18 protein-coding genes are annotated in these 22051 nt (G+C 56.9%); 6 read left to right on the forward strand and 12 right to left on the reverse strand.

Annotated features, from left to right (window positions below):
* Nucleotides 1-12 precede the first annotated feature (12 nt).
* Entirely contained in the window at nucleotides 13-969 is a 957-nt protein-coding gene (locus tag ACFQUU_RS01705) for a Gfo/Idh/MocA family protein (protein WP_382241705.1), read from the forward strand.
* A gap of 56 nt (nucleotides 970-1025) precedes the next feature.
* On the opposite strand, the gene ACFQUU_RS01710 is transcribed toward ACFQUU_RS01705, so the two are convergent.
* From ACFQUU_RS01710 to ACFQUU_RS01725, 4 genes are all read right to left on the reverse strand, one after another.
* On the reverse strand, nucleotides 1026-2525 hold the full coding sequence (locus ACFQUU_RS01710) for an NAD-dependent succinate-semialdehyde dehydrogenase (protein ID WP_382241708.1): 1500 nt from the start codon (nucleotides 2523-2525) through the stop codon (nucleotides 1026-1028).
* 43 nt (nucleotides 2526-2568) lie between these two features.
* Entirely contained in the window at nucleotides 2569-3513 is a 945-nt protein-coding gene (locus tag ACFQUU_RS01715) for an aldo/keto reductase (RefSeq protein ID WP_382241711.1), read from the reverse strand.
* Nucleotides 3514-3735: 222 nt separating this feature from the next.
* Nucleotides 3736-5991 carry an ATP-binding protein gene (locus ACFQUU_RS01720; RefSeq protein WP_382241714.1) on the reverse strand — a complete coding sequence of 752 codons (2256 nt, stop codon included), beginning with the start codon at nucleotides 5989-5991 and terminating at the stop codon, nucleotides 3736-3738.
* 260 nt (nucleotides 5992-6251) lie between these two features.
* Nucleotides 6252-7634: an FAD-containing oxidoreductase gene (locus ACFQUU_RS01725; protein ID WP_382241717.1), complete on the reverse strand. Its 1383-nt coding sequence runs from the start codon at nucleotides 7632-7634 to the stop codon at nucleotides 6252-6254.
* 595 nt (nucleotides 7635-8229) lie between these two features.
* Between ACFQUU_RS01725 and ACFQUU_RS01730 the strand changes: the two genes are divergently transcribed.
* Nucleotides 8230-8826: an IMPACT family protein gene (locus ACFQUU_RS01730; RefSeq protein WP_382242175.1), complete on the forward strand. Its 597-nt coding sequence runs from the start codon at nucleotides 8230-8232 to the stop codon at nucleotides 8824-8826.
* Nucleotides 8827-8916: 90 nt separating this feature from the next.
* On the opposite strand, the gene ACFQUU_RS01735 is transcribed toward ACFQUU_RS01730, so the two are convergent.
* The 6 genes from ACFQUU_RS01735 to ACFQUU_RS01760 form a co-directional block, all read right to left on the reverse strand.
* Nucleotides 8917-9234 (reverse strand): hypothetical protein, encoded by a 318-nt coding sequence (locus tag ACFQUU_RS01735; protein ID WP_382241719.1) that lies wholly within the window; start codon nucleotides 9232-9234, stop codon nucleotides 8917-8919.
* A gap of 195 nt (nucleotides 9235-9429) precedes the next feature.
* Nucleotides 9430-9759 carry a DMT family transporter gene (locus ACFQUU_RS01740; RefSeq protein ID WP_382241722.1) on the reverse strand — a complete coding sequence of 110 codons (330 nt, stop codon included), beginning with the start codon at nucleotides 9757-9759 and terminating at the stop codon, nucleotides 9430-9432.
* 96 nt (nucleotides 9760-9855) lie between these two features.
* The gene (locus ACFQUU_RS01745; protein WP_382241725.1) at nucleotides 9856-10113 is read right to left on the reverse strand and encodes a hypothetical protein; all 258 of its coding nucleotides are present in this window, start codon (nucleotides 10111-10113) and stop codon (nucleotides 9856-9858) included.
* A 547-nt stretch (nucleotides 10114-10660) separates the two neighbouring features.
* Complete coding sequence (locus ACFQUU_RS01750; RefSeq protein ID WP_382241727.1) at nucleotides 10661-10888, reverse strand: hypothetical protein; 228 nt, start codon at nucleotides 10886-10888, stop codon at nucleotides 10661-10663.
* A 337-nt stretch (nucleotides 10889-11225) separates the two neighbouring features.
* A complete protein-coding gene (locus ACFQUU_RS01755; RefSeq protein ID WP_382241730.1) occupies nucleotides 11226-12461 on the reverse strand; it encodes a DEAD/DEAH box helicase in 1236 nt (411 codons plus the stop codon).
* Between the two features lie 83 nt (nucleotides 12462-12544).
* A complete protein-coding gene (locus tag ACFQUU_RS01760) occupies nucleotides 12545-13576 on the reverse strand; it encodes an RNA methyltransferase (protein ID WP_382241733.1) in 1032 nt (343 codons plus the stop codon).
* A 275-nt stretch (nucleotides 13577-13851) separates the two neighbouring features.
* On the opposite strand from ACFQUU_RS01760, the gene ACFQUU_RS01765 reads away from it, so the two are divergent.
* Together ACFQUU_RS01765 and ACFQUU_RS01770 are read left to right on the forward strand one after the other, a co-directional pair.
* Nucleotides 13852-14259 (forward strand): hypothetical protein, encoded by a 408-nt coding sequence (locus tag ACFQUU_RS01765; protein WP_382242178.1) that lies wholly within the window; start codon nucleotides 13852-13854, stop codon nucleotides 14257-14259.
* 78 nt (nucleotides 14260-14337) lie between these two features.
* Nucleotides 14338-15405, forward strand: coding sequence for a LacI family DNA-binding transcriptional regulator (locus ACFQUU_RS01770; protein ID WP_382241736.1), 1068 nt, complete (start codon nucleotides 14338-14340; stop codon nucleotides 15403-15405).
* A gap of 204 nt (nucleotides 15406-15609) precedes the next feature.
* Here ACFQUU_RS01770 and ACFQUU_RS01775 read toward each other — a convergent pair whose 3' ends face one another.
* On the reverse strand, nucleotides 15610-18036 hold the full coding sequence (locus ACFQUU_RS01775; RefSeq protein WP_382241739.1) for a response regulator: 2427 nt from the start codon (nucleotides 18034-18036) through the stop codon (nucleotides 15610-15612).
* Complete coding sequence (locus ACFQUU_RS01780) at nucleotides 18036-18809, reverse strand: alpha/beta fold hydrolase (protein WP_382241742.1); 774 nt, start codon at nucleotides 18807-18809, stop codon at nucleotides 18036-18038. Before ACFQUU_RS01780 ends, ACFQUU_RS01775 begins: the two co-directional genes overlap by 1 nt.
* A gap of 1240 nt (nucleotides 18810-20049) precedes the next feature.
* Between ACFQUU_RS01780 and ACFQUU_RS01785 the strand changes: the two genes are divergently transcribed.
* Entirely contained in the window at nucleotides 20050-21027 is a 978-nt protein-coding gene (locus ACFQUU_RS01785; protein WP_382241745.1) for an NAD(P)H-dependent flavin oxidoreductase, read from the forward strand.
* Nucleotides 21028-21121: 94 nt separating this feature from the next.
* The gene (locus ACFQUU_RS01790; RefSeq protein WP_382241748.1) at nucleotides 21122-22009 is read left to right on the forward strand and encodes a crotonase/enoyl-CoA hydratase family protein; all 888 of its coding nucleotides are present in this window, start codon (nucleotides 21122-21124) and stop codon (nucleotides 22007-22009) included.
* Nucleotides 22010-22051: the final 42 nt, after the last annotated feature.

A 22051-nucleotide genomic window follows, 5' to 3' on the forward strand; every position in this document is an offset into this window, starting at 1 on the left:
AGGCACAAGGATATGACCCTTTCGTCAAGCAGGAATAACAGCAAACCGCTTTCCATCGGCCTGGTTGGTTTGGGCAAGATCGCCATCGACCAGCATATTCCGGCGATTAACGCCAACCCCAACCTGGAACTCGTGGCCGGATGCTCACCGCATGCGCGTCCCGAAGGTGTCCGGGCTTACAAAAACATGACGGAGATGTTGCAGGCCCATCCTGAAATAAAAGCAGTAGCCATTTGTACGCCACCGCAGGTCCGCCATGCGATCGCGAAGGAAGCCATCAATGCCGGCAAACATGTATTCCTGGAAAAGCCGCCGGCTGCAACGCTGGGCGAAGCCGAAGCCATCAGGCGCCTTGCACAGGAGAGCGGCATCACGCTGCTAGCCAGCTGGCATTCACGCTTTGCGCCGGCGGTGGAAACCACGCGGGACTGGATCGCGCAACGCAGTCTCCGGAGCGTACATGTCGTCTGGAAGGAAAACGTGCGGCAGTGGCATCCAGGCCAGACCTGGATCTTTGCACCTGGCGGGATGGGTGTGTTCGACCCGGGCATCAATTCACTTTCCATCCTGACGCGTATCCTCAGTGGCACGGTCATTGTGCAGAAAGCCGACCTGCATATTCCTGTCAATTGCGATGCGCCGATTCAGGTCGGCATGGACATGATGACTGACACCGGTGTAAGCGTGCGCGCAGATTACGACTTCCTGCAGGAAAACGAACAGACCTGGAGTATTTTCGTCGAGTCGACGAAAGGCGAAAAACTGGCACTGCACAAGGGCGGTACGCGCTTAGAGGTCGACGGCAAGCTCGTCATGCAGGAAAAGGAAGCCGAATATCCCGGCCTGTATGCCCACTTTGCAGAGTTGGTGCGCAATGGGAAATCGGACGCAGATTTCTCGCCGTTGCGTATCGTTGCCGATGCCTTCCTTGTAGGCAAGCGAATCGCCGCGCCCGAGTACATAGAATAAGGATTGAACAAGCCGCATTCCACAAACTGCCGGGATGGTGCAGCGGCGGGAATGACTTATTCGAGTGCACCGCCTGGTGTCTTTGACGTGGTGCCAGCTGCGGCCTCTATCCTGGCGTGATAGACCGTCTTGACGTTGACGAACTCCTGAATGCCGAACCACGATAGCTCCCGTCCGTAGCCCGACTGCTTGACGCCGCCAAATGGCAGGCGTACATCGGACTTCACGAATGCGTTGACGAACACGCTACCAGCTTCGATACGGCGTGCAAGCCGGTTGGCCCGCTCCTTGTCCCGCGTGAACAGCGCCGCACCCAAACCGAAGGACGACTGATTTGCCAGTTCGATGGCATGGTCTTCGCTGTTCGCTTCGATGATTGCCGCGACGGGGCCGAAAATTTCTTCGTCAAAGGCGAGCATGCCTGGTTTGACGTCGGTCAGTACCGTCGGTGGGTAGTAGGCGCCTTCGCCGGCCGGAATTTTTCCACCGGTAAGCAGGCGCGCACCTTGCCGTCTGCTTTCCTCAACCTGCCGATGAATTTCGTCACGCAAGTCGACGCGAGCCATCGGGCCGATGCTGGAGTTTTCATCGCGCGGATTGCCATAACGGATTTTTTCGAAACGCTCGGCATATGCCTTCTCGAACTGCGTGCGCAAGGATTTTGCGACGATAAATCGCTTGGCCGCGATGCAGCTTTGTCCGGCATTGATCAGGCGGCTCTTCACGCAGATGTCGACCGCAGCGTCCAGGTCCGCATCATCGAGCACCACGTAAGCATCGCTGCCGCCAAGTTCTAGAACCGTTTTCTTCAGTTCGGAACCCGCTGTCGCAGCCACCGAGCGGCCGGCCGGCGTGCTGCCGGTCAGTGTCACGGCCTTGATCGCCGGATGACGGATCACCCGTTCGACACGCGCGCTTTCAATGAGCAGCGAGGTAAACGCATGTTCAGGAAAACCGGCGGTTTGGAAAATGTCCTGGATGGCGAGCGCACAACCGGACACATTGGAAGCATGCTTGAGTACACCGACATTGCCGGCCATCAGCGCCGGCGCGGCGAAGCGGAAGACCTGCCAGAACGGAAAATTCCAGGGCATGATCGCCAGCACCGGCCCGAGCGGATCAAAGGCAATATAACTATCTTCGGCATCGGTCGGCACGGCATGACTCGCAAGAAAGCGCTGCGCGTTATCGGCGTAGTAGTCGCAGCAGCCGGCGCATTTTTCGATCTCGGCGATGCCGTCGCGCATGACCTTGCCCATTTCATCGGCCATGAGTTCCGCGAGTTGCTCCTTGCGGTCGCGCAGTGCCGTGCCGGCGGCTTTCATCAACTGCGCGCGGTCGGAGAACGAACTCTTTTTCCAGTCATGAAAAGTCGTTTCCGCTGCGCCGAGCAGACGATCGACTTCCGCATCGTCTTGCGGATCGTAGGAGCGGATTATCTGTCCCGAATGCGGATTGATGCTTTGCATGTTGTCGTCCTTCGCCAGAAGCATGGGTTTCGGTACGACTACCCCCCTTGCTGCAAGTTCCAGGATGTAAATGTCGATGGTGTACATCGGCACCCATCGCGGCATTGATCACAGGCGAGATCGTCAGTCTTCAGGCCGATGCCCTTGTCAGACGACCGATCATGGCCGGGTCGAGTTGCAGCCTGGTAGCCCCGATCAGTTCGTCGAGTTGCGCAATGCTGGTGGCGCTGGCGATCGGGGCAGTAATACTGGGATGCGCGATAAGCCATGCCAAGGCCACTTGCGCAGGCGTTGAGCGCGTATCGCGCGCCACATCATCGAGTGCTGCGAGGATGCGCATGCCGCGCTCGTCAAGATATTTGCTGACGCCTTTGCCGCGCACGCTTTTGCCGAGATCTTCCTTCGAGCGATATTTACCGGTCAGGAAGCCGCTGGCAAGACTGTAGTAAGGGATGACGCCAATGCCATGTGCAAGACAGGCCGGTTCCAGCGTGCTTTCGTATTCGCTGCGTTCGGCCAGGTTGTAATGCGGCTGCAGGCTTTGATACATCGGAAGCTTGTGCTGGCGGCTGACTTCGAGTGCCTGCTCCAGCCGCGCAGCACTGTAGTTGGACGCGCCGATGATCCTCACCTTGCCTTGCCTGACCAGGTCCGCATACGCTCCCAGCGTTTCCTCCAGCGGCGTGTCCGCATCATCGCTGTGGGACTGGTAGAGGTCAATGTAATCTGTCTGCAGGCGGCGCAGAGAATCCTCTACCGCTTGCTGGATATATGCCTTGCGCAAGCCCTTTCTGTCAGGTGCCATTTCCATGCCAACTTTTGTTGCAATGACGACGCGATCACGCTTGCCGCTGCGCTTTAACCACTTGCCGATGATGGTTTCGGACTCGCCGCCGGTATGTCCTGGTACCCACACCGAGTACACGTCGGCCGTATCAATCAGGTTCATACCTGAAGCGACAAAATGATCGAGCAACGAAAAAGAAGTTGCTTCATCGGCTGTCCAGCCGAAAACATTGCCACCGAATGCCAGTGGCGCGACTGCGATGTCGGAAGAGCCGATGTTGCGCATCATGGAAACATCCTTTCACAGCTTGGGTTGGTTGCGGTTAGACGTTCAAGGGTCAGTGTACGGCTAATCGAAAAAGCCTGCGTCATTGTGAAGGGATTCGGAATGCCGGTGTGCGTGGGTAGATGCGGGATGGAAATTAACAGGCGGCGGCATATGATCCGCAGTATCTTGTCCTAAGACGTCCTTGATGAGCCTTTTGTCCCGTGCCGATATGCACGGATACCCTTACTCAGGCATCGTGCGCATGTCCGCCAACAGGTCGACCACCTCGGAAATTTCATAAGGCTTTGCCAATAGCTGAACGCCGGGGATGCTGACACGCTGGTCGCTATAGCCTGTGGTCAGAATGATTCGCATGCGCGGGAAACGTGATTTGGCAAGGCGCGCCAGTTCGATACCGCTCAGTTGCCCAGGCATGACAATGTCGGACAGCATCGCATCGACCGACAGGCCGGACTGGAACATCGCTTCCGCCTGTTCTCCGGTTTCAGCGACGAGCACCGCAAAACCCGCCGCCTGCAGTGCGGGAATGACCGATTCCCTGACCAGCTGGTCGTCTTCAACAAACAGGACTACGCCATGTGCGTCCTTCGCCCCCGCCGTGTTCGATGATATTGCAGTAGTTGCTGCATGCCCGATCACATCGCTGCTTGTCTCGGCCGGCGAACTCGATACGGTGCCGCTTGCCCTTGGCAGGTAGATCTCTACGGTCGTACCTTGTCCTTCCACGCTCTTCAATATCAATGCGCCGCCGGCTTGCGTGGCAAAGCCATACGCTTGCGGCAAGCCCATACCGGTACCCTTGCCCACGGGCTTGGTCGTGAAGAACGGGTCCAATACCTTGGGAAGCAATTCGGCAGGGATGCCTGAACCGCTGTCGGCGACTGTAATGCGCACATACTCACCCGGCGGCAGTTCGTCCAGTGTTTCAGTCAGCGGCTGGTTGTCCGCAACCAGCCGCAAGCTGCCGCCGTCAGGCATTGCATCCTTTGCGTTCAGTGCAATATTGAGCAAGGCGAGTTCGAATTGCAGTGGATCGATGCGGACAGGCCACAGCTTGTCCGCCACATGAACGCTCAAGTCGATATTGCCGGGTAGCGTGCCCTTGACCAGTTGCAGGAAGCCATCGATCTGTTCATAGGGCTGCACGGTCACCAGCCGCGCGTCCTGCACGCGACCGAATACACTGAGTTGCCGCGTCAGCGCGGCCGCGCGTTCGACCGCCTTCTTGCCGGTCTCGATCAACGACTGTACCCGCGTCTCCGTCGAGGTTAGTTTGGCCAGCTCCAGCGAGGTGGAAAGTGTTTGCAGCAAATTATTGAACTCATGCGCAATGCCACCGGTCAGGCGGCCGAGCGCCTCCAGCTTCTGGCTTTGCAACAATGCGCGTTCTGCACGCGCGGTGGCGGTCACGGCTTCGGCGACGCGCTGTTTGAGATCGGCGGTGGAATGATGTATTCGCTTGCTGGCGTCCACGATGCTGCGGCCGACCAAGTCGACTTCATGCAGGCGCTGCGGTACGTACGTTACCTCGTCACCGCGCCCCAAGCCTTCGGCAGCCTTGCCGAGTTCTTCAATTGGCCGAATGACGCGATTGGCCACCAGGCGGGCGGCGACGACTGCCAGCACCAGCAAAATAATCATCAGTCCTGCAAGGAAGGCGGCGGCGCGTATGGAGCTGCGCTGCAATTCGCTTTCCGGAATGCTGATCAGGACTTTCCAATCGGCGAGCGGGACGTGGCTATAGAAAGCCTTGACCCGGATACCTTCGAGAGTCACGCTGGGGTAGGTGCCTTCCCGCGTTGTAGCCAGGCGATGGCGACTCTGGTCGCGAATGCGCTTGCCCGTAAACTGATCGTGGTCGCGTGAACGCGCGACCACGACGCCGTCCCGGTCAACAATGGTGCCAATCCATTGTTGCGGGAAACGCTGTGTGGCGAGCAGTTTCTGCATTTGTGACGTGCTGATCCCCATGATGAGGAAGTAGGCAATTTCATGACCGAACTTGACAGGAACTTGCACCGTGAAGTCATACTGCTTGCCGACTGGCGCAAAGAACAAGTCGGATACCAGTGTGTTATCTGCACCATGCTTGCGCATCAGTTCGGCGAGGTTGGACGAACGCCGGGTTGGCAAAGGTGTGCCCAACGGCACACGGGTATTCAGCAATTGTTCGCCGTTGGGTAATGCAAGGATGACCACGGTTTCTGGCGTCGGCGCCATTAGCTTCGCGTATTCATAGAATCCGTTCCAGTCACCCCGGACCAATATTGGCGAATTGGAAAGCGTGCGCAGGATGGCTTCCTTTGTCTGCAGTTCCTGGTCGACCAGCAATGCAAAGGCGCGCGCAGCTTCGTGCATCGCCTTCTCCTGCGATTTCTCTTGTTCCCGATAGACGTACGATACCGCCACCGCTGCAGCAATGAACGCGGGGATGAGAATCGACAGTACAAGAATCAGAAGACGGGTGCGAACGCGCATGTTGCCATGTCTTAATGCAAAACCCGTCAGTGTATAGGTTTTCCGTGATGCTCAATTAACAGAAAATTACTACCTTACAAAAAATCCTTGTTACCTGACATACGTCAACACGTGCATGCCATGTCGCAGCAAAAACTGCGATGTCGTCCATCATCTTTTCATGTCCGGAACTACTATTGCATGAGGTGCGGAAGCAGGGCCGTGCCTTCCATTCGACCAGTTATCCAGGCTGCGACCTTTGGGATAGTTCATAACAGGCGCTAGAGTTCCAACGGCTTCAGATCGCCAAGCAAGGTCGGAATCAGTTCTGCCACCGTCGGGTGAATATGCATGGCACGTTGTATCACCGTGTAGGGCGCGCCGGCATACATGACATCCAGCAGCAAATGGATCACTTCATCGGCCTCGATGCCGAGCAGCGTTGCGCCGAGAATCTTTTTCGTGTCGGCGTCGACCAGCACCTGCATGAAGCCATGTGTCTCGCCGCGTTCCCGCGCGCGTGCGACGCGGGTCATCATCATCTTCCCTTTCAGAATTTTTTTGCCGGACGCGCGTGCTTCCTTTTCATCCATGCCTATCCGCGCCAGTGGAGGATCGGTATATAAGGCATAGACCGGGATGCGGTCGCTCAGCTTGCGCGTATCATCGTCGAGCAGATTGGCAGCAAGGATTTCATAATCGTTATAGGCCGTATGGGTGAAGGCGCCACGGCCGTTGACATCGCCCAACGCATAGATGCCGGGTACATTGGTGGCAAGCCGGTCATCGACAACGATATAGCCGCGCTTGTCGGTCACGATGTCTGTCTGCTCCAATCCGAGATCATCGGTATTCGGCATACGGCCAGCGCCGATCAGCACATGTGAGCCGCTGGTATCGACTGGTGAGCCGTCGCATTCGGCATGCAGGGTCGTCGCGCTTCCCTTACCGGAAATGCGCATGTTGCTGGCGTTGAAGTGAAACCGGATTCCTTCGCCTTCGAGAATCTGCTGTACGGCTAGTGACACCTCCGCATCTTCGCGGCCAATGAGGTGGGGGCCGGCTTCGAATACCGTGACCGCACTCCCGAAACGGCGGTACATCTGCGCGAATTCCAGCCCGATATAACTGCCGCCGATGATCAGCAGATGTTCGGGCAGATGGTCGAGTTCCAGTATGGTCGAGCTGGTGAGATAACCGGCCTGGGTCAAACCTGGAATATCGGGAATGGCAGCCCGACCGCCTGCGTTGATGAAGATCTGCGGCGCTTCCAGCGTTGCGCCATTCACGATGACCGCATGGTTCGAGACAAAGCGGGCATGGCCTTCAATCACCGTCACCCCAGGCGTCGTATGCAGCCACTTGCGCACTCCGTCGCTGGATTGCCTGACTACGGCATCCATGCGCGCCTTGACTCGCGCCATGTCAACGCGCGGCGTGCCGTCGATCATCACTCCGTAGGCCTCGGCATGCCTGGCCATATGGGCGGCACGCGCACTGGCGACCAGCGTCTTGGTCGGCGTGCAGCCGACGTTGACGCAGGTGCCGCCATACAACTTGCGTTCGATGATCGCAGTCTTTTTTCCGGACTGCGCGAGACGCACCGCCAGAGAAGGGCCGGCCTGGCCGGTACCGATCACGATTGCGTCGAATTGTTCGTTCATGGCAAGCCCCTGTTCAAAGTCGTCACGTCTGGCATGACGTTGGTTGGCTGCTGCGATGGTGCACTCACGGTATGCTTGTCAAACTGCTTATCGATGGAAAGTTTGCCTGAGAGTGATGTGACGGTGCTGCATAACGTGTTGAGACTACACCAAAGTGCGCTTTGCGTTTGCCGAAGTGCCCGTCGCGCAGATCCATGCGGTTACGCTAGCTGCGCTGGCTAGCGGTTTTTCCACTGTGACGCCATCATTTCGCACTGCCTGATGTTTGGTGCCGGATCCCATTGGGTGATATTACGCGGCGATATATCTGCTATCACAGATAAAAAGCAGACAGCATGGCAACGGGAGCCTATCATTGCACCTGTCTCCTCCAACTCTTCTTGAATTGGATTAGCCCGCAGCCGCAAGGCGTGCGGGCTTTTTTTTGTCCTGTCAAAGATCAGGAATGGCGGAATGCTCGGCTGCATATGAAAACCGCGTGGCCGCGGTGATGCGACGACGGCCGTCCGTATCTGGAAAGCCGGTCGACAACGCTGATACACTTGCCATCACGCTTTCCCTCCACCATTCACATTCATCTCGCGCTTTCCTCAACGTGCCCACGTATTCCCTTGCTGCAGCAGTCAATGCGGAGCTAGACATCCGAAAGAGCAAATTCATTGCCCTCGTGGTGCCAGTTGCCGATCGTGTCTCGGCGATGCGCATTATTGACGGATTGCGTGCGGAGCACCGAGCGGCTTCGCACGTATGCTGGGCATTGATGGCGGGAGGACAATCAGGGATGTCGGACGATGGCGAGCCATCGGGAACCGCAGGCCGGCCGATGCTGGAAGTGTTGCGGCATCATGAACTTGACGGCGTGTTGGCAACCGTAGTCCGGTATTACGGCGGCGTGAAGCTGGGGGCGGGTGGACTGGTGCGTGCTTATACCGATGCTGTAGCAGCGGCCTTGAAAAATGCGGAACGCATCGAACGTGTTGCGCTTGCCAATTTGCAGATAGAGATTGATTACCCGGATGAAGCGCGTGTGCGGCGCTGGGTAGAGCAGCAAGCTTACATCCTCGCAGAAAGTAGCCATAGCTCAGTTGTAAGATTGCTGGTGCATTTGCCAGCGGGTGCGCTCGATGCAGCCAGCGCTGCGCTGCGTGACCTGACGCAGGGTCGCATCAGGTTCCCATCGTTGCTCCCATAGCGCAGGCGTCGACGTGAGCGTGTGGTACTGCACAGGTACGGCGCCACCGTGACGGTCTCTGCCTCCGACTGGATCCTTTTTAGATCAGCATCAGCGACGCCGCGAATCCTGCCATGAATTGCCATGCGTGCTCGGCACGCCGGCATGTGTCCCTGCATGATGGCCGCTCATCCATTGCATGAGCTTCGCTACTCCCACCGACAAAAGTCCAAAAAGCGTCATGAAAAGAATGACCACCCCGGTCAGCATGGCAAACAAGGTCAGCGATATCACCGCGAGAGTGCCGACACCGGCGACCTTCCACCGCCAGCGACGTCCCAGTACCGACTGCATCATTTGTCGAAACGATTTGCGACCATTCGGTGCGGACGGGGTATCGACGATTTCCCATTCGGTATGTTCAGGCATTTTTGCGCTCCAGCACTTAAACATTGAAAGTCCCTATCCTACCTGTGTCGCCGCATGGATAGAAGCGAAGAATTCAGTTGGCATTCTTCGAAAAAAACGAAGAAGGTCTAATGCATGATCAGGTCGAGCCGCAGTTTCTTATCAATTGGCAATCCTTTCCTTGTCTGTCTGCTGGATCTGATGCCAAAAGGTAAATCAAGATGCTTTGGCTGCGAGATTCAGCAACACGACACCAACCAGGATTGCAAATAAACCAATAAGCTTGATCGCGGTGACTGTTTCGCCAAACCAAATAACGCCAATCAGCGCAACGGATGCGAGACCGACACCGCTCCATATTGCATAAACAATGCCTACTTCCAGCGTTCTCAGAATTTGTGAAAGAAGATAGAGCGATATAGCGTAACCGCACACGGTCGCCAAAGAGGGCCAGAAACGCGTGAAGCCACTGGATAGTTTCATCGAACTCGTTGCGACCACTTCCGCGACGATGGCCAGAGCCAGCATGATCCATGCGTTATTCACTCTCTATCTGTCCTTTTTACAGTTATGCACATTTACACACTGACGGCATCGAGGGCAGATCTCCCAGCCACCATTTCCGTCATGCCCGGTTGTGCGTCAACGAGGCTTGAATTCGTAATGAACGACATAGGCATGCCCCGAGTAGATCGCAGAGGTACAGCGTTCTACGCCATTGTCGAGGTAAAGGATATTCACTTCAAGGCAGTCAGGCATGCCTGCCGGCAAAGCTTTTCGCACGGTGAAGGCATTGCGACGAGAATTCGCGGATGCCGGGAGTACCCATTCACAGGCGGGCAGAGACGCTTGCGCTCCTGCGGGAATATATGGTGCGTCCGGTGTAAAAATCTCTCGCATGATTTACCGTGTGACATGGAAGATGGAGGCACCTGGTGGCCGGTGTGCCGGTGTATTAGCCACGGCGTCGATGTCGATACTAAAAATGATTCGACATTTGCGCCGGGGTACTTCGTCAGTCAATGCGTTTGCGGTATTGCGTAGGTACGTGCATATAAACCTGCGCAACTGTCGGAAGAATAACTGGAAGTGAAATTCCGCATTGTCACGCCTCCCGGATATTGGCAACTTTTTTCACCGACAGGTTCCCTGGGAAATTGCAGTTTCCTCGCAATGCATTGTACTTCGCTGTGAGGTGGATGAGCCGATAACGGATAAATCGGCCCTGGAGTGCCTTATTGGCTTGGCACAATGCCGGCTAATGCTGAAAGACTGCCGCGGCTGGGATATCGGTGACAAATGACGATCAGGGTGTCCGTCACTACACTACGATGCCAAGCCGAGTAACAGAGGACAGACCCGGACGACGCGTGGAATAGGCGACAATCGCTGCAACCGGATGTCGCCCTGTCCGCATGGCCTGCGGCGCCTAGCCGCAATGCCGGACTTAGTGCCTGGTTTCGACGCCAAATACCGGCGGGTTCTCGTCCAAATCGCGCAAGGCTGTCTGTAGCCAGGCGCGAACAAAGTCGTCTCCCTCTACATCGCGTAGCAGGTTGTAATTGGTCATCATCAATACGCCGAGCGCGTCCGCCTTGGCGGTAGCATCGGGCATTCTTTGCAAGAGATTGCTTACTGCGTTGACTGCTGCGATTGCGACTTTGTCTTGAGCCATATTCTTTCTCCGAAATAAAATTAGAGAGCACGTTCTCGTCAGCGTAACGGCAGAGGCTCGTTAGCGTCTGCCGGGGTGAAGCTGAGGTGCTTCAGCCGTGCTATTCACGGACATAGTCCATCATTAGCAAACGCTGTGCCGGTCTCGCTAGCCAAGCCTAGATCTGCCGCAAACGGCGCCAAGCTGCGGCTCGGGCGCGCGGTGGTTTTTACACGGTGCAGGCAATGGCAAGGCCAGTGAATGTAATCCCTACAAGGACAGCGTAATGTCGGCGCAGCGCTGTTGTGGTTGCAGACAAAGTGCGGGAATCGGGCAATGCCGTAGAGCGCAATCCTGTTCACGCTTTCGCAGGCAAGGCGGGTTTGCCAGTTTTCGGTTTTTTGGGCTTCTTCGGTTTTTTCACCACCTGGCCACGCGCGTCCGTCATTGGGACACGATGATCTGGCTCAAAGCCAGGCTCCTCAAATCGTGGCAGGAGCTGTTGTGTCAGCGTCTCTATCGCGGACAATAATTGCACTTCGTCCGCGCATACTAATGAAATCGCTTCACCCGTTGCCCCCGCGCGACCGGTGCGACCGATACGGTGCACATAGTCCTCGGCAACGATCGGCAAGTCGAAGTTAACGACTTGCGGCAAATCGTCGATATCCAGTCCGCGTGCGGCGACGTCCGTCGCCACCAGGATCTGTACGTCCGCACGTTTGAAGCGTTCGAGAGCGCGCAAGCGCGCCGGCTGCGGTTTGTCGCCGTGGATAGAGTCAGCGCCGATGCCTCGGGCGCCCAGGACTTCAACCAGTTCTTCCACACCCCTGCGGGTTTTCACAAAGACCAGTACTTGAGTCCATGCCTTCTTTTTCAGCAGGTGACAAAACAGTTCGGTCTTGCGTTTCTTGTCGACAGGAACAATCCATTGTTTGACTGCCTTCGCAGTCGTGTTGCGCTTGCCGGCATCGATGCTGAGTGGGTCGACCAGCAATCTCGCTGCAAGCGCACGGATCGCCTCCGAAAAAGTTGCCGAAAAAAGTAAGGTCTGCCGGCGGATAGGCAAGGCAGCGAGCACTGCATCGATTTCTCTGGAAAAGCCAAGGTCGAGCATGCGATCAGCCTCATCCAGAACCAGGGTTTGCAACTGGTTGAAGCGCACGGCGTTTTTCTGATAGAGGTCAAGCAGCCGGCCCGGTGTCGCGACCAGGACGTCCAGCCCTTTGCGCAACTTCATCATTTGCGGATTGATACTCACGCCGCCGTAGGCGACATGGGTACGCAGCGGCAGGTTCTTGCCGTAGGCGCGAATGCTTTCATGTACCTGTTCGGCGAGTTCTCGCGTCGGCACCAGGATAAGTGAGCGTATTGAATTACTGGCAACTGGCGCACCTTCCATGCTCAGTCTTTGCAGCAGCGGCAATGCGAAGCCGGCTGTTTTCCCGGTGCCTGTCTGCGCGGCAGCCATCACGTCACGGCCGGCAAGAATGGCGGGTATGGCTTTGGTTTGTACCGGAGTTGGCTGCGTATAGTGCAAGGCATCCAGCGCACGCAGGAGTGGGTCGATCAGGCCAAGGTTAGCAAATGTCATCAGAAAAGTGGATCTTGCAAAAGATTAAAAATACAGGAAATGTGACGATTTCCTGTCTGGTTCATTAGCGCGCTGCGTCCGCTTCATGCCGGATAAACGGCAATCGTCCGTGTGCCGCCGGCAAGTGCCCGTGCTCTTAGCTGACCGCAACCGCCGTCAACTTCCTGCGCCGCCGAGTCGCGCAGCTTGCAAAGCACGCCGCGGCGATGCAGCCAGCGGGCGATATCGCGAGCACGCTCCCAGGATGGACGCTTGAACGCAAGATCCGGAATAGTGTTGTAGGGAATCATGTTGAGCACTGCATACTTGTCCTTAAGGAGCGCAACGATACCCTCCAGTTCGTCGTCGCCATCGTTGATGCCTTCGAGCAAAGTCCACTGGTATTGCACGGGGTAGGCCGTTGCGCGTGCATAGCGTTCGCCTTGTTCCACCAGTTCTTGCGGAGACAGACGCGGCGCGCGCGGCAGCAGCTTTTCGCGCAATGCCGGCTTGGTGGTATGCAGTGACAAGGCGAGCGCCGGCTTTACCGGGCCACGTGGCAGGCGATCGAATACACGTGGGTCACCGACTGTCGAAAACACCAGGTTCTTGTGTCCGATGTCGCCTTCCATGCCCATCAGTTCAATGGCGTCCATGACGTTATCAAGATTATGTGCCGGCTCGCCCATGCCCATGAACACGACCTTCGACACGGCACGCTGGCGGCGGGCAAGCGCAAGCTGCGCGAGGATTTCGCCGCTGCTTAACTGGCGTATCAGGCCGCTACGGCCGGTCATGCAAAACTGGCATCCCACCGCGCAACCAACCTGGCTGGAGACGCAGAGGCCGCCACGCGGCAGCAATACGCTTTCCACGGTTTGTCCGTCATGAAGCGCGACCAGCAGGCGCGCCGAGCCGTCTTCGGTCGGATGGGACGACAACAGCTTTGCCATACCCTGCAACTCGGCATCCATTACGGGCAAGGCATCGCGCAGTGACTTCGGCAAAAAGTCCTGGGGGCGTCGCCGGCCGTGATCATACGGCCGTGCCTGCAGCCAGTCGCGCAGCACGCGCTGCTCATGGGTCGGTTTGGCGCCGAGGGCACGCAGGCGCTCGCGGATAAGTTCAATTTGCATGGAAGGAAACAGGACCGGTGTTACGCGAAATGCGATTCGCGCCGGTCACGGCGAATCTCAGGATTGATGAGTCGGGAACAATGATGATCAGGTGCGCATGCCTGCAGCTCAAGGCAACTTATTGCAATCGGGGCCGGCCCTGCCGTCACGATCGATGATCGTCTGCGCATTGCCAAATTCCTGGTCGCGCTGCACAGTATACTGCCTTATGTTCCCGGTCCGCCCCGGGATGACACGACAGCCACCAGGGAGCAGTACGCTTTCGCAAGATGACGATGTTGCAAGCGCTTTCTTTTCCGATTCGCAAAGAGTGCCCGCCCGGTGCCTGCACCTGCAATCGTGAGCTTCTGCTCGCCGATCCGCATGCGGACTTGCGCGTCCTCCGCCTGACCAGGGAAGAGGAAAAGCGGCTCATCGAACGCATCGAACGCGTCTCCAGCCATGCGGAACTCTTGCATGTCTGTGAACGGATACAAGCTCAACTTGGTTTGGTCCTGAAGATTGCGCCAGGGTCGAATGAGGTGCGCACCGTGCGTGGACTGATTATTGAACTCGAAGACCGCCCCGGCTTGTGCCGGAAGATCCGGCAGTCGGTTCCCGCGGCAGTGCGGCGGTGCATGGATAGGCATCCTGAAATCGTCTACGCGATCCTTGATCAGCATGACCTTTTCAGGACCGGATGACACATTGCTAAGACAGCCCAACGCCAAATAACGTGTGGTTGATAGCGCTACCATCGGCATGCTCGGTATAATTCATGCATGGCCACCAAATCACTTCCTGATCAGACCGAAGAGCCGCGTGAACGACGTGGTCGCCGCAGTGGCGGTGGAATTACCTTGCGCGACGTTGCCAAGCTTGCCGGCGTCGCACCTATCACCGCATCGCGGGCGCTGAATACCCCCGACGCCGTGTCACCGGAGGTATTACGCAAGGTGAAGGATGCGGTCGAACGCACCGGCTACGTGCCCAATATGCTGGCCGGCGGCCTTGCCTCCAGCAAGAGCCGCCTGGTCGCTGCTGTCGTCCCCACGATCGCCGGTCCAGTCTTCCTGGAGACGGTACAGTCGCTGACCGAGGCCCTGGCCGAGCGGGGTTACCAACTGATGCTCGGTCAAAGCGGTTATCGGGACTCACGCGAGGATGCGCTGCTCGAAGCGATCATCGGCCGGCGTCCGGACGGCGTGGTCCTGACCGGCATCATGCGTTCCGCCGACGGGCGTCGCCGCTTGCTGGCCAGTGGCATTCCGGTGGTGGAAACCTGGGATCTGACCCCCACGCCGATTGACATGCTGGTCGGCTTTTCTCATGAAAAAATTGGCGTGGCGGTCGCCGATTTTCTTCATCGGCGCGGCAAGCGTTGCGTCGCTTCCATCAATGGCAATGACGAGCGTGCCATACGCCGCCATCAGGCGTTTTCGGATGCCGCGATGAGCTTGGGCATGTGCAATGAAGACCAATCCACGGTCCCGGCGGTGGTGGTGCCGGCGCCGACCACCCTGGGTAGCGGTCGCAGCGCTTTACGTGAACTGATGGAGCGGCAGCCCGCGGTCGACGCGGTGTTTTGCAGTTCCGATCTGATTGCCCTCGGTGTTCTGACCGAGGCACAGGCGAGCGGAATCAAGGTTCCGGAACAGCTTGCCGTCATCGGCTTCGGCGACTTGAGTTTTGCGCGCGACTTGCATCCTGCGCTGACAACGGTGCGCATCGACGGCACATCGATCGGACGCAAGGCAGCGCAATTCATCATTTCCCGCGCCGATGGCCAGGCCGTCCTGGATCCCATCCACGACATCGGCTTTTCCATCGTTGAGCGCGACAGTGCGTGATTTCAACCTGGTATGGCTTGTGTACCATGTATTTCATGGTTCCGGCGAGCGTCTGACCGCAGCCTTGTTCTGTCAAGCGCACTACCGGCTGGATCGCGCAAAACGCCGTAACGCGCGATGGGACGATCGCCATGCAACTTTATATCGGCCTCGAAGCTCAGGGACGAACGACCTCGCCAAGTCGTGAGAGCGGTTGCACAATCGCTACCCCACCTCTTGCGACAGCTTCGACAAGACCTCTTTCAGTTCTGCGAGGCCGAAAGGTTTCGGCAAGGAGAGCGCCTGAATTCCCCCGCTTTCGACTGTGCCATATCCGGATGAAAAGATAATTCTTATCGACGGATCAATGTTCAGGGCCTGTTTCGCCAATTCCGTACCGGACATGAATGGCAAGTTCACATCCGTCAGTAATACGTCAAAATCCTTTGAACCTAGTAGCGTGAGCGCATCTTCCGCATTCGATGCCCCCTCAACGGTGTGCCCCATTAGCGCCAACAGTTGGCAAAGCATTTGCTGAGCGTCTGCATTGTCTTCGACGACCAGAATACGATGCGATGGCGTGCTCGTGGCGCTGCGGGATGCGTCATCGCCAGCCTGCGACCGTGCCGCCTGCACAGGTGCTGCCTTCTTTTTTTCAAGCATGTGTCTAATTCGCTGAGCAAGCTGTTCGTGGCGATACGGTTTGCTGATCAATTGCACATCAGGATCCAGCTTGCCGCCATGAGCGATGGCGTCCCGGCTATATCCGGAGGTGAACAGGACTTCGATCTCGGGCAGCAGTGCTTTCGCCTGCCTTGCCACTTCGGGTGCCGGGATAGGGCCAGGCATCACCACGTCCGTAAACAAGAGATCAATGGCAAGGCCACTACGTAAGACGGTCAGTGCGCTTTCACCATCCTTTGCCTTGAGTACGTGATAACCCAATCCCGATAGCATATCCACGACCACGGCCTGCACAGCCGGGTCGTCCTCGACCACCAGGATCGTTTCCTTTCCGCCTGTGACATCGACGCTCCGTGTTTCGGCAATCGGTACTTCGTCCTGATGCGTACGCGGAAAGTAAAGCTCGAACGTGGTGCCGTTGTGGAGGTCGCTCTGTACGTTGATGTGACCGCCGCTTTGTTTGACAAAGCCAAAGACCATGCTCAAGCCGAGACCTGTTCCTTCACCTTGCGGTTTGGTCGTAAAGAAAGGCTCGAATGCGTGTTCCAGGATTTCCGGCGACATGCCCGAACCGGTATCGGTCATTGACAGCATTACGTATTGACCGGGAACCGCGCCCGCATGCGTTTGCGCATAATGTTCGTCCAGCATGGCGTTGCCAACGTGTATCGTCAGCTTGCCGTTGCCGTCCATCGCGTCGCGCGCATTGATGGCAAGATTGAGAACGACGTTTTCGAACTGCCCCCGGTCTATCGTTGCGTTCCACAAGCCACCACCTACGATCAGTTCAATGTTGACCATCTCACCCAACGCCCGGCACAGCAAGTCCTCCATTTCGCGGACAACCCGCCCGAGGTTGGTTGGCAAGGGTTGCAAAGGCTGGCGGCGTGCAAAGGCCAGTAGTTGCGCGGCAATTGCCGCGCCGCGTTCGACGGCCTGAGTGGCGTTTTTCAATCGGCTCTGTGCGTGGAGGATGCCGGCGAAATCCCGCTTCAGCAAATCAAGATTGCCCGAGATGATCTGCAGAATGTTATTGAAATCATGGGCAACCCCGCCGGTCAGCTTGCCTATTGCTTCCATTTTTTGGGACTGGTGCAGCGCTGCTTCTGTCTTCTGCAGCGTTTCCACCTGTGTCCTGTCGTCCGTCACGTCGCGCCCGACTGCATAGATAAGCTCGCCTTCAGGCATGATCGTCCAGGAAATCCATCGATAGGTGCCGTTTTTGTGCCGGTAAGGCATTTCCAGACGATTGATGGGAAGTCCCGCCAGCAATTGCACGCGTGCGGCCCCCAAGGCCTGGAGATGTTCGGGATGCACGAGATCGCAGCAAGTCATGCCGTCGAGCTCTTCATCAATCCAGCCCAACGTGCGGTAGAAGGCCGGATTGGTCCTGATCAGTTTTCCCTGGGTCGTGGCGACGACCAGCATATCGCGCGACATGCGCCAGATACGGTCCCGTTCCTGGGCTTGCTGCGCGACACGCTCCTCAAGCGAAGCATTGAGTAGCTTTACCGCGTTCTGCGCGTCTTCGGCCTTGCGTTTTGCGCGGCGCAGTTCTTCTTCATAGGCACGCCTTCCACGGGCGTCGAGAAGCGTTATCCGGATAACCAGCGGATTGCCGGTACTATCACGCTTCAGTGTGGAATTGAGAATGATCGGGATGCGCTGCTGGTCGGCACAGACGATCTCGAACGCAAGTTCTTTGGCGAAGCCCTGCATCAGCAATAAGGGATGGAAGTGCGTGTCATAGAACATGCGCCCGACCAGCGGCAGCAATTCCTGGAAGCGCTTCTTGCCAATCAGTGCGTCGCGCCGATAACCGGTCCACGTCAGAAGGGTCGCGTTGGTTTTAATGATGGTACCGTCTGGCAGAATCGACAGGTATCCGCAAGGCGCATCCTCGTAAAGCTCCGCAGGGTCATCCTCGAACAGGTAAGGATCTGGGTTTGGTTGTGGATCGACACTCATCAACGCGAACGGCTAAGGTAACTTTTCATCTCGCTCACTGTTTCTTCCGGAGCGCTCAGATTAGGGCAGTGGCCTGTTGCTTTCATTTGTACGAAACTGCTGCCTGGCATCCGCGCATGCATGTAGCGGCCTACTACGTCCGGAGCAATCACATCGTCAGAGCATTGCAGGATCAATGCAGGTACGGCAAGTTTGGGCAGGTCGTCGCGATGATCGGACAGAAACGTCGTGCGTGCAAAATGTTGGGCAATGGCCGGGTCGGTGCGGCAAAAACTATTTTCAAGCTCATTTGACAAAGCAGGACGGTCAGAGTTGCCCATGATTGCCGGTGCCATCGCACTGGACCAGCCTAGATAATTCCTATCCAGGAATTCAAGCATTTCTTCGATATCTTGCCGGGTGAATCCACCGGTGTAGCCGTCATCGTTGATGTAGTTGGGGGAGGGGCCGACAAGGATAAGATGTTCAAACAGAGCCGGTTCCGCGATAGCTGCGAGGATGCCAACCATGGCGCTGACCGAATGGCCGACAAAGATTGCCTTACGCGCATCCACTGCGTGCAGGATGTCCAGGATGTCTTGCGCATAGCCGTGCAGTGTTGCGTACTTGCGCGTATCGAATTTGGAGACGTCGGAATCCCCTGCGCCCACGTTATCGAAGGTAATCACCTTATAGTCGTCCTCGAACGCTGGCGTCACATGTCGCCACATATGGTGATCGCAGCCAAAGCCATGCGCAAACAGCATCACTTGATTGCCTTTACCTGTGATCATGACGTTGTTGCGATGGAAAACTGTGGCGGAAGAAGGGGTTGTCATGGTCGACTATACGGACGAAGCAATCGCAATTGCAGGGTTATCGATCGGAACGCTGGCTAAAAGATTTCATTGCGGAAATCAAAGTGTTTCTTAGATTTGGGCATCATGTATTTACATTGAAAAGACACCCGGCCGGTGCGTGTGGTCCCAACGATTATAAGGGAATTGCCAAATACGCCTGGAATACAGGACAAGTAAATAGTGACCAGCAATCAGGCAGATTTCATATCGCTGCCAAGCATGATCCTGTGGTGAGCAGGTGGCCCGCCTTTGCTGCGGACACGAAACCTGAGGCGCTAGTTTGCCTCTGCCGGTAGAGGTAATCGCTGCTGCGTCAGATCACCTTTAAACGGCCAGACTTGTGCACAACAAAAGTTACCATAAACATGGTAGTTGTATTTTGATCAGCCTCTATTGGTACCAATAAATACCATTGACTTAAGTCATTGATTTTTATCAGATCTTTCCTGTGCTCATAATTTAGCCATTCTAAGAGAAACCCGCATGGAATCTAGACTTTCCGGTTGTCAATATACAGTTGTTCACAAAGTTATCCACAGGGAATGTGGATTAGTTAAAAAGTGTTGAAGTTACAAGCACTTACAGACGAATCTTAAACATTTAGGGTTTTTCCTACAGGAAACCTGATTCGCAAGGGCGGTTTCTGTAACGGTTTTCCGGTAGGTGAGGGCGCGACGGATCCAATACCGATCGGGCACCTTCTGCCGAAGGCTGCCCGCGGCTTACCGCAACAGAAGCGCATCGCACTTGCGGTGAAGAGCTTGATTCGCAGTCACCCGTTAATGCAAAAGGTTTTGCGCGCTGCTCACGTTCTCGGCACCTCTCGCAGTACCGGAGCATAAGGAACCAATCCAAGGGAGCAGCCATGTTTCCCGGCGGTCAGGACAGGGCGTTTTCAGCTTTGAGGTAACATGCCAATGACTATCCGCTTCACGTTCAGAAAGTGATTGATCGTTGGCCAGGGTGAGGGCCGTTACGCTTTTTGGGGGGCGGAAGTTTTGCTGCTTCAAGCACGCCCTTTCTTTCATGTAGTGCATGATCGCTGCAGTGCCTGTGGCGGGGCATTGCAGTCACTACATGATGGCCGGGTGGCTTCTGAAGAATTTCTGGTCCGTTCATTGATCAGGCGATGGTCGGTTTCGGACTACAACGACAGCCGTTTCATTAGGAACCTATGAAGACACGAATCACTGAACTATTCGGCATCCAGCATCCCATCATTCAGGGCGGCATGCACTTTGTCGGCTATGCTCAACTTGCTGCGGCGGTCTCCAACGCCGGTGGACTGGGCATCATTACTGCCCTGACCCAGCGCACCCCTGCAGCACTCGCGGACGAGATACGTCGCTGCAAGGAAATGACGGACAAGCCCTTTGGTGTCAACCTTACCTTCCTTCCCGCAGTGAACTCGCCCGACTACCCGGGTTATATCAACGCCATTATCGAAGGTGGTGTGAAGGTGGTCGAGACCGCCGGAAACAATCCTCAGAAGTGGATGCCGGCGCTCAAGGAAGCGGGCATCAAGGTAATCCATAAGTGCACTGCGGTCCGCCATGCGCTCAAGGCCGAGGCCATTGGATGTGATGCGGTGAGTGTCGACGGCTTTGAATGCGGTGGACATCCGGGTGAAGACGACGTGCCTAACTTTATTCTTCTGCCACGCGCAGCCGAAGAACTCAGCATTCCATTCGTCGCTTCCGGCGGTATGGCCGATGGTCGCTCCCTGGTGGCCGCACTCGCGCTGGGCGCCGACGGCATGAACATGGGAACGCGCTTCATCGCCACGAAAGAAGCGCCGGTGCACGACAACGTCAAACAGGCGATTGTCGCCGCGAGCGAATTGGACACGCGTCTCGTCATGCGCCCGCTGCGCAATACGGAACGCGTGCTGGTCAACGACGCCGTGAAGCGATTGCTGGAAAAGGAGCGGGAGCTCGGTGCATCGCTGAAGTTCGAGGACATTGCCAATGAAGTGGCGGGCGTCTATCCACGCATCATGCTGGAGGGTGAGATGGATGCAGGCGCGTGGTCTTGCGGGATGGTGGCCGGCCTGATCCGTGACGTCCCCACCGTCAAGGAACTCATCGACCGCATCATGGCAGAGGCTGACGGATTGGTTCGCCAGCGTCTGGCAGGGATGCTGGCCGGTTGACGCTGACCTGGTAGCCAGACCTTGAGAATGCCCGCCTCACGGCCGCGGCCTTGCCTATAACGCGGGCGCTGTTCCAATACCATCCGGAGACACCATGCCTTTGCCTACTCTTGAAACGACTCTTTACAGCGTTGACCGGGGCGTTGCCACCATCACGCTCAATCGGCCCGAAAAACTCAATGCCTACAATGCAAAGATGCGCGAAGAACTTATCGCGTTGTTCGACGAAACCGATGCGGACGATGACGTACGCGTGGTCGTCATCACCGGTGCCGGCAGGGCTTTTTGCGCGGGCGCCGATCTGTCTTCGGGTGGCGCGACGTTCGACCGCCAGGCCAACCCCGGCGATCTCTCCCGGGAATCCTTGAAGGTCGGGGACGTGTACCGCGACGGTGGGGGCACAAACACCTTGCGCATATACCAGAGCCTGAAGCCGGTCATCGGTGCAATCAATGGTCCGGCCGTAGGCATTGGCGCCACCATGCAGTTGCCCATGGACGTGCGGCTTGCCTCTACCGAGGCGCGCTTCGGTTTTGTCTTCGCGCGACGCGGCATCACGCTGGAAGCGGCATCGTCATGGTTCCTGCCGCAGCTGGTGGGAATGCAAACGGCGCTTGAGTGGTGCATGACCGGCAGGGTATTCGGTGCCGATGAGGCGCTTGCGCGCGGTCTGGTGCGTTCGCTGCATGCGCCCGACGAGCTGCTGCCTGCTGCGTATGCGCTTGCCCGTGAAATTGCCGACAACACAGCACCCGTATCGGTTGCCTTAACCCGCCAGATGTTATGGCGCATGGCGGCCGCACCGCACCCGATGCACGCCCATCGCATCGATAGCCGCTCAATCCAGGCACGCGGACAGTCTGCCGATGCTCGAGAGGGCGTAACCGCCTTCCTGGAAAAGCGCCCGGCAGTATTTCCCAACAAGGTGTCCACCGACATGCCGCCGTTCTTCCCCTGGTGGGATGAGCCACCGTTCGCATGAAGCTCCTCCCGATATCCACGATCAATTATCTACTTGTGACAT

It is taken from the genome of Herbaspirillum sp. GCM10030257, assembly GCF_042666555.1.
Classification (GTDB): domain Bacteria; phylum Pseudomonadota; class Gammaproteobacteria; order Burkholderiales; family Burkholderiaceae_D; genus Noviherbaspirillum.

What these genes read in the sequence shown, in the direction of transcription:
- ACFQUU_RS01705 (WP_382241705.1), top strand. Translation starts at nt 13, where the DNA reads ATGACCCTTTCGTCAAGCAGGAATAACAGCAAACCGCTTTCCATCGGC.
- ACFQUU_RS01710 (WP_382241708.1), bottom strand. Translation starts at nt 2,525, where the DNA reads ATGTACACCATCGACATTTACATCCTGGAACTTGCAGCAAGGGGGGTA.
- ACFQUU_RS01715 (WP_382241711.1), bottom strand. Translation starts at nt 3,513, where the DNA reads ATGATGCGCAACATCGGCTCTTCCGACATCGCAGTCGCGCCACTGGCA.
- ACFQUU_RS01720 (WP_382241714.1), bottom strand. Translation starts at nt 5,991, where the DNA reads ATGCGCGTTCGCACCCGTCTTCTGATTCTTGTACTGTCGATTCTCATC.
- ACFQUU_RS01725 (WP_382241717.1), bottom strand. Translation starts at nt 7,634, where the DNA reads ATGAACGAACAATTCGACGCAATCGTGATCGGTACCGGCCAGGCCGGC.
- ACFQUU_RS01735 (WP_382241719.1), bottom strand. Translation starts at nt 9,234, where the DNA reads ATGCCTGAACATACCGAATGGGAAATCGTCGATACCCCGTCCGCACCG.
- ACFQUU_RS01745 (WP_382241725.1), bottom strand. Translation starts at nt 10,113, where the DNA reads ATGCGAGAGATTTTTACACCGGACGCACCATATATTCCCGCAGGAGCG.
- ACFQUU_RS01750 (WP_382241727.1), bottom strand. Translation starts at nt 10,888, where the DNA reads ATGGCTCAAGACAAAGTCGCAATCGCAGCAGTCAACGCAGTAAGCAAT.
- ACFQUU_RS01755 (WP_382241730.1), bottom strand. Translation starts at nt 12,461, where the DNA reads ATGACATTTGCTAACCTTGGCCTGATCGACCCACTCCTGCGTGCGCTG.
- ACFQUU_RS01760 (WP_382241733.1), bottom strand. Translation starts at nt 13,576, where the DNA reads ATGCAAATTGAACTTATCCGCGAGCGCCTGCGTGCCCTCGGCGCCAAA.
- ACFQUU_RS01765 (WP_382242178.1), top strand. Translation starts at nt 13,852, where the DNA reads ATGTTGCAAGCGCTTTCTTTTCCGATTCGCAAAGAGTGCCCGCCCGGT.
- ACFQUU_RS01770 (WP_382241736.1), top strand. Translation starts at nt 14,338, where the DNA reads ATGGCCACCAAATCACTTCCTGATCAGACCGAAGAGCCGCGTGAACGA.
- ACFQUU_RS01775 (WP_382241739.1), bottom strand. Translation starts at nt 18,036, where the DNA reads ATGAGTGTCGATCCACAACCAAACCCAGATCCTTACCTGTTCGAGGAT.
- ACFQUU_RS01780 (WP_382241742.1), bottom strand. Translation starts at nt 18,809, where the DNA reads ATGATCACAGGTAAAGGCAATCAAGTGATGCTGTTTGCGCATGGCTTT.
- ACFQUU_RS01785 (WP_382241745.1), top strand. Translation starts at nt 20,050, where the DNA reads ATGAAGACACGAATCACTGAACTATTCGGCATCCAGCATCCCATCATT.
- ACFQUU_RS01790 (WP_382241748.1), top strand. Translation starts at nt 21,122, where the DNA reads ATGCCTTTGCCTACTCTTGAAACGACTCTTTACAGCGTTGACCGGGGC.